This window comes from Streptomyces sp. SID11385 (assembly GCF_010548245.1).
Taxonomy (GTDB): Bacteria; Actinomycetota; Actinomycetes; order Streptomycetales; family Streptomycetaceae; genus Streptomyces.
The window spans coordinates 1-6,071 of record NZ_JAAGLR010000976.1; the positions used below are offsets into that span (position 1 = coordinate 1).

At 74.3% G+C, this 6,071-nt stretch carries 5 protein-coding genes; 4 read left to right on the forward strand and 1 reads right to left on the reverse strand.

Translation table 11 applies throughout. The annotated features are described in order from the left end of the window. Together G3I42_RS29885 and G3I42_RS29890 are read left to right on the forward strand one after the other, a co-directional pair. The coding region (locus G3I42_RS29885) for a phosphodiester glycosidase family protein (protein ID WP_164290876.1) at positions 1-3,318 on the forward strand (3,318 nt) is incomplete at its 5' end. A gap of 167 nt (positions 3,319-3,485) precedes the next feature. After that, a complete protein-coding gene (locus G3I42_RS29890) occupies positions 3,486-3,911 on the forward strand; it encodes a DUF4396 domain-containing protein (RefSeq protein WP_239096774.1) in 426 nt (141 codons plus the stop codon). 99 nt (positions 3,912-4,010) lie between these two features. On the opposite strand, the gene G3I42_RS29895 is transcribed toward G3I42_RS29890, so the two are convergent. Beyond that, positions 4,011-5,240: a chitinase gene (locus G3I42_RS29895; protein WP_164290878.1), complete on the reverse strand. Its 1,230-nt coding sequence runs from the start codon at positions 5,238-5,240 to the stop codon at positions 4,011-4,013. Between the two features lie 279 nt (positions 5,241-5,519). On the opposite strand from G3I42_RS29895, the gene G3I42_RS29900 reads away from it, so the two are divergent. Further along, positions 5,520-5,831: a 4a-hydroxytetrahydrobiopterin dehydratase gene (locus G3I42_RS29900; protein WP_164290879.1), complete on the forward strand. Its 312-nt coding sequence runs from the start codon at positions 5,520-5,522 to the stop codon at positions 5,829-5,831. A 2-nt stretch (positions 5,832-5,833) separates the two neighbouring features. Then, positions 5,834-6,071: class I SAM-dependent methyltransferase (locus tag G3I42_RS29905; protein WP_164290880.1), on the forward strand; the 238-nt coding region annotated here is incomplete at its 3' end.

The window sequence follows — 6,071 nt, forward strand, 5'->3', positions numbered from 1 at the left end:
GCCGGGCCCGCCGCCCCGCCCCCCGCCAGCACGCTCACCGCCACGGACCGGGCCGCCCCGCGCACGTACCCCGAGGGCGACGGCCTGGAGACCGCCCGCACGAGCCGCCCGCTCGCGCCGGGGGCCTCCCTCACCTCGTACGACCGCCTGGAGAGCGACAAGTGGCTGCGCGTCCACGAGCTCTCCGCCGACCTCGGCACCGCCGTCCGCGCCCAGTACCTCAGCTCGGCGAAGGGCGTCTCCTCGCGCGAGCCCGTCTCCGCGCTCGCCGCGGAACACGACCCGGGCAAGGGGCGGCGCACGGTCGCCGCGCTCAACGGCGACTTCTTCGACATCAACGAGACGGGCGCCCCCGAGGGCTCCGGGCTGCACGCCGGTACGCTCCTCAACTCGCCGCAGCCGTCCCACACCCACGCCATCGGCTTCGACGCCGCGCAGGCGGGCCGCGTCCTCGACCTCTACTTCGACGGCACCCTGACGCTCCCCTCGGGTGACCGCCCGCTCGCCGCGCTCAACGCGGCCGATGTCCCCGCCGACGGCATCGGCGCCTACACGGCCGGGTGGGGCGAGGCCGACCGCGCCCTGACCGTGAACAGCGCCGGCGACAGCGCCGAGGTGACGGTCGTCGACGGCCGTACGACGGACACCGCCCACAAGCCCGGCAGCGGCCGACTGCCCGCCGGGGCCACCGCGCTCGTCGGCGCGGGCAAGGGCGCCGAAGCGCTGCGCGCGCTGCCCGAGGGCGCGCCCGTGAGCTGGAGCTACCACCCGCGCACGGGCGACGGCTCCGCGACACCGCGCGAGGCCATCGGCGCCAACGAGTACCTCGTGACGGACGGCAAGCCCGTCGACCACACGGGCGAGGGCAACAACACGGCGGCGCCCCGCACCGCCGTGGGCTTCAGCCGCGACGGCCGCACGCTGCACGTCCTCTCCGTGGACGGCCGCCAGGCCGACAGCGGCGGCGTCACGCTCACCGAACTCGGCCTGATGCTGAAGAAGGCCGGTGCCTACAACGCCGTCAACCTCGACGGCGGCGGCTCCTCCACGCTCCTGACACGGACCCCCGGCACCGACACCCTCCAGGTCGGCAACCAGCCCTCGGACGGCAGCGAACGCCCCGTCCCCAACGGCCTCGTGCTCACCGCGCCCGACGGCTCGGGCCGCCTCGCGGGCTACTGGGTCAGCACCGCGATGGACCCGCTCGGCGCCCCGACCGCCGACCCCGTCGCCGGCGGCCACCCCGACCGCGTCTTCCCCGGGCTGCACCGCCGGCTGACCGCCGAGGGGTACGACGAGACGTACGGGCCCGCGCGGGGCACCCCGGCGTGGACCGTGCGCGGCGGGGGCACCGTCGACCACGAGGGCCGCTACACCGCGCCCCGCACGCCGGGCACCGCCGAGATCACCGCCCGCAGGGGCGGCGCCAAGGGCACCACGAAGCTCACCGTCCTCGGCCCCCTCGACCGCGTCGACACCGGCACCCGCCGCCTCTCGCTCCCCGACGCCACGGCGAGCGCACGCTTCGGCGTCACCGGGCTCGACGCCGAGGGCGACAGCGCCCCCGTCGAGCCCTCCGACGTCCGGCTCACCTACGACCACGGCCTCTTCACGATCACCGCCGACGCCGACGGCTTCACCGTCAAGGCGCGCACGGAGGGCGCGGCGGGCACGGTCACCGCGACGGTCGCCGGGCACTCCACGGCCCTCGCCGTCTCCGCCGGGCTCACGGACCAGGTCCTCACCGGCTTCGACGACGCGGCCGACTGGACGTTCAGCCAGGCCCGCGCCGCCGGCTCGCTCGCCGCCGTCGCCGACAGCCACGACGGTACCGGGCTGCGCATGACGTACGACTTCACGCAGTCGACGGCGACGCGCGCCGCCTACGCGAGCCCGCCCGCCTCGCTCGCGGTGCCCGGACAGCCGCAGGCGTTCACGCTGTGGCTCAAGGGCGACGGGCACGGCGCCTGGGCGACCCTCCACCTCAAGGACGCGACCGGGACGGACCAGTTGCTGCGCGGCCCGTACGTCGACTGGACCGGCTGGAAGAAGGTGACCTTCCCCGTGCCGCAGTCCGTCGCGTACCCCGTCTCCGTCTTCCGCTTCTACCTCGCCGAGACCGACGCGACGAAGCAGTACACGGGCCAGGTCGAACTCGACGGCCTCACCGCGCAGGTGCCCCCCGAGGTGGACCTGCCCCCGAGCGCCCGCGCCCACGACCCGCTGATCACGACCGCCCGCGACGTCCAGGGCAAGGACTGGCGGTTCGCCGTCATGTCCGACGCGCAGTTCGTCGCGCGGGACCCCGACGGCGAGAACGCCGTGCAGGCCCGTCGCACGCTGCGCGAGATCAAGTCGGCGAAGCCCGACTTCCTCCTCATCGACGGGGACCTCGTCGACGAGGGCTCACCCGAGGACCTGGCCTTCGCGCACCGGATGCTCGACGAGGAACTGGGCGACGCCGTGCCCTGGCACTACGTCCCCGGCAACCACGAGGTGATGGGCGGCTCCATCGCCAACTTCACCAAGGAGTTCGGCGCGGCGGAGCAGACCTTCGACCACAAGGGCACCCGCTTCCTGACCCTCGACACCTCCGGGCTCGGACTGCGCGTCTCCGACTTCGCGCAACTCGGCCGCCTGCGCGCCGCACTCGACGCGGCGGCGAAGGACCGCGCGGTCGACTCGGTCGTCGTCGTCGCGCACGTACCGCCGCGCGACCCGACCCCGCAGAAGGGCAGTCAGCTCGGCGACCGCAAGGAGGCCGCGCTCGTCGAGTCCTGGCTCGCGGACTTCCGGCGCACGAGCGGCAAGGGCGTCGCGTACGTCGCCGGGCACGTCGGGACCTTCGACGCCTCGCACGCCGAAGGGGTCCCGTACCTGGTCAACGGCAACTCGGGGAAGAACCCCGCGACGCCCGCCGACGAGGGCGGCTTCACCGGCTGGAGCCTCCTCGGCGTCGATCGCGCGGCGCGTCCCGGGGCCGCGCTCCCGGAGGGCTGGCTCGGCGTCCAGACCCGCCCGCACACCGACACCCTGCGGCTCGACGCCCCCGCGAGCCTCACGCCCGGCACGGACGCGACCGTCACCGCGCGCCTCACCCAGGGCACGCGCACGGTTCCGCTCGGCTGGCCCGTCAGCGCCGACTGGTCCGCGTCGCGGGGCCTGCACCTGGGCCCGGCCCGCACGGCGGGACCGCGTGACACGGCCGCGTACGACCCGGCGACGGGACGGCTCACGGCCCTGCGCCCGGGCACGGTCACGCTGGCGGTGACCGTCTCGGGAGTGCGCGCCGAGGCGCGGGTGACCGTGCGGCACTGACCCGCGCACCGCCTGCCGTATCCCCCTGGGAATACCCTAGGGGGGTATGGTGTTCCCTCCTGTGGAAGCCGCCCGGACGACGCACGAGGAGGGGGAGCCCGATGGAGCACGAAGGCCAGCACGCCCCGCACGAGGGCCCCGCCGGCTGGTCCGGCGCGCCCTGGTCCATGGCCGCGCAGGCCACGCTGCACTGCCTCACCGGCTGCGCGATCGGCGAGATCCTCGGCATGGTGATCGGTACGGCGGCCGGACTCCACAACGGCGCGACCGTCGCCCTGTCGATCGTCCTCGCCTTCGTCTTCGGCTACGCGCTCACGATGCGCGGCGTGCTGCGTGCCGGACTGAGCCCGCGCGCCGCCTTCAAGGTCGCGCTCGCCGCCGACACGGTCTCGATCGCGGTCATGGAGCTGATCGACAACACGGCGATGGTCGCGGTGCCGGGCGCGATGGACGCGGGCCTCGCCGACGTCCTGTTCTGGCTCTCGCTCGCGGGCTCCCTCGCCCTCGCCTTCGTCGTCACGACACCGGTCAACCGCTGGATGATCGGACGGGGCAAGGGCCACGCGGTGGTCCACGCGCACCATCAGCACTGAAGGGGGCGGGACCGTCGTACAGGGGCGGGGGCGACCACACGCCGTGTGGTCGCCCCCGCCTTCCGTGCCCGGGTCCGCCCGGCCTCGCTCAGGCCCCGTTCAGCAGGGCCCGTCGTCCTGCCACGCGCCCCACTCGCCCGTCGTGCCGGGCTTCTCGTTCGTCGTCCACCACTTCGCCTCCCACGTGTGCCCGTCCTGGGTGACCTTGTCGCCCTTGACGTACACCGCGCTCGCGCTCCAGGCGCCCGCCGTGCACTGGCCCGTGCCGGGGTCGGTGGGCGGGTCGGTCGGGTCGGTCGGCGGGTTCGTGGGCGGGGTCGCGCCCGCGAACTTCACGGAGAACTTGGCGAAGTCCCACGCGGACTGCGGCACACTGCTGCACGTGCCGCTGGTCCTGCCGCCGTTGTCGGCGGGGCTGCACTGCCGGTCGCGGTTGAGGGACCAGAAGGTGAAGCGGGCCATGCCGTGCGCGGTCGTGTAGTCCAGGACCGTCTGGAAGTCGGCCTGGTTGAAGTACTCGCCCGTGTCGCTGCGGCCGTTCATGCCGGAGAAGCCCTCGTGCGCGTACGCGGTCGCCTCGCTCCACCCGAAGGTCGAGCGGAGCACGCCGTTGAAGGCGGTGAGCGCGGCGGTCTGCGAGGCCGCGCCGTTGAAGCCGCCGTCGAACGGCATGATCGAGAAGTTGTCCGGCGTGAAGCCCTGCGCCTTCGCCTCGTTCAGCATCTGCTTGCCGAACCAGCCCGTGCCGTCGGCCGTCCCGGCCGTCGTCACCGAGACGTACAGCCCCGGGTTGTTCTTCTGGAGGATCTTGGCCGCGCCGATCTCCCGCGCGATGGCCGCCGTGTTCTCGTACTCGGGCTCCTCCAGGTCGAAGTCGATCGCCTTGAGCTGGTACTTCGTGATGACCTGCTGGTACGCGGCGGCCGTCGAGGCGGCGTCGGAACAGGCCTGGCCGAGCTTGGTGCCGCCGTAGCCGCCGATCGAGACGGAGACGTCACCGCCCTTGGCGCGGATCGCGCTGATGACGGAGCCGACGGCGGTGTCCGAGGAGACGGGCGCGGTGCCGTCCCAGGTCGGGCTGCACCCGCCGCCGTTGGGAGCGAGGATGAACGCGAGCTGGAACGCTTTGAGTCCGGAGGCGTCCATGATCGCGGTGGCGCTGGGCGGGTCGTTGTCGAGCGGCATGAGGTAGGGCGCGGCGGCGTACCACCGCTTGTCCAGGGTGGCGCTCTCGGCGCCGGAGGCCGAGGCGGGCAGCAGCGCGGTGAGCCCGGCGGCGGCGAGCGCGGAGGCGGCGGCGCCGCACACGAGGGCACGAAGACGTCTCATGGGGATCTCCCAGGGGGTGAAGAGGCGCCTCACTTTCCCGCCGGTGTAGCGAACACGTCAATGGATTGGACTAGACCAAGAGAAAGTCTTGACCCGGACTCCGGGCAAGCGCACGTGCCCCGGCGGCTCCGCGTCCCCCGGCGGCCCCGCGTCCCCTGGCGCCCCCGCGTCACCCCGCGGCCCCGCGTGCCCGCCCGGCCGCGGGCGCGGACCGGCCGGTAACCTGAGCTGGCATCAACCGGCCCGTCCCCGGCCGGACATCCCTCCCGAGGAGCAGCCTTGCCCGCCGCCACCCCGCTGCCCGCCGCCGAGATCGACACCGCCCTCGCCACCCTGCCCGGCTGGAGCAGCGAGGACGACCGCCTCATCCGCCTCTACCGCCTCCCCAGCCACCTCGCCGCGGCCGCCTTCGTGCTCCACATCGCCTCCGTCCAGGAGGAGATGGACCACCACGCCGACCTCACCCTCGGCTACAACACCGTCGAGGTGGCCACCCACACGCACAGCGCGGGCGGCCGGATCACCGCGCTCGACGTCCAGCTCGCGCGCCGCGTCGAGGACCTCTCCGCCGCCCACGGGGTACGGGGCTGAGGATGCTCGACTACGACGACGAGGCCGCCCACTACGACGAGAGCCGCGGCGGACTCCCGCGCGCCCGCGCCGCCGCCGAAGCCCTCGCGGGACTGCTGCCGCGCCGTACCCGCACCGTCGTCGACCTCGCCTGCGGCACCGGCATCGTCGGCGGCTGCCTGCGCGAGGCCGGGTACACCGTGCTCGGCGTCGACCTCTCCGCCGGGATGCTCGCCCGCGCCGCCGGACGCCTGGACGCGG

Bases quoted from the DNA above. Each gene is read 5' to 3' on its own strand.
- G3I42_RS29890 (WP_239096774.1), top strand. From the start codon at position 3,486: ATGGCCGCGCAGGCCACGCTGCACTGCCTCACCGGCTGCGCGATCGGC.
- G3I42_RS29895 (WP_164290878.1), bottom strand. From the start codon at position 5,240: ATGAGACGTCTTCGTGCCCTCGTGTGCGGCGCCGCCGCCTCCGCGCTC.